The following is a 552-nucleotide window of genomic DNA, read 5'->3' on the forward strand; positions in this document are numbered from 1 at the left end:
GGCTCGGCGCTCGGCGGCGGCGCGCTCCTGCTTCTGGCCGATGCCGTTGCCCGCACGGTGGCTGCTCCGGCGGAACTGCCGATTGGCGTTATCACCGCCCTGTTCGGCGCGCCGGTCTTCCTCTTCCTGTTGCTGGGTAAAAACGGCGTCAACATGAGGGACATGCCATGATTTCCGCCGAGCACGTCACCGTCGCCCGCTCGGGCCGTAAACTGCTCGACAATGTCGGCATCGATCTCGAGCCGGGCCGATTCACCGTCGTCATAGGCCCGAACGGCGCCGGAAAATCGACGCTTATGAAGGTGATCTCCGGCGAGATGAAACCCGATATCGGCTTCGTCAGCTATCACGGCACCAGCGTCGATCTCTGCCAGCCGGTCGAGCTTGCCAAGCGCCGGGCGGTGCTGCCGCAGGCGACGCAGCTTGCATTTCCGTTCACAGCGCTCGAAATCGTCCGCATGGGCGCGGTGGCGCAAGGGGCGCTCAATCCGACCGAGCAGGCGCGCCTGGCCTTGTCTCGCGTGGGGCTGCGCGGTTTCGAAAGCCGGCCCT

At 65.8% G+C, this 552-nt stretch carries 2 protein-coding genes; both read left to right on the forward strand.

Annotated features, from left to right (window positions below):
* On the forward strand, positions 1 to 171 hold a 171-nt coding region (locus tag MOV61_RS30185), incomplete at its 5' end, for an iron chelate uptake ABC transporter family permease subunit (protein WP_247139212.1).
* Positions 168 to 552 (forward strand): ATP-binding cassette domain-containing protein (locus tag MOV61_RS30190; RefSeq protein WP_247139211.1); only part of this gene is annotated, 385 nt, incomplete at its 3' end. The genes MOV61_RS30185 and MOV61_RS30190, both read left to right, overlap by 4 nt.

The organism is Neorhizobium sp. BETTINA12A (assembly GCF_023006485.1).
Taxonomy (GTDB): domain Bacteria; phylum Pseudomonadota; class Alphaproteobacteria; order Rhizobiales; family Rhizobiaceae; genus Neorhizobium.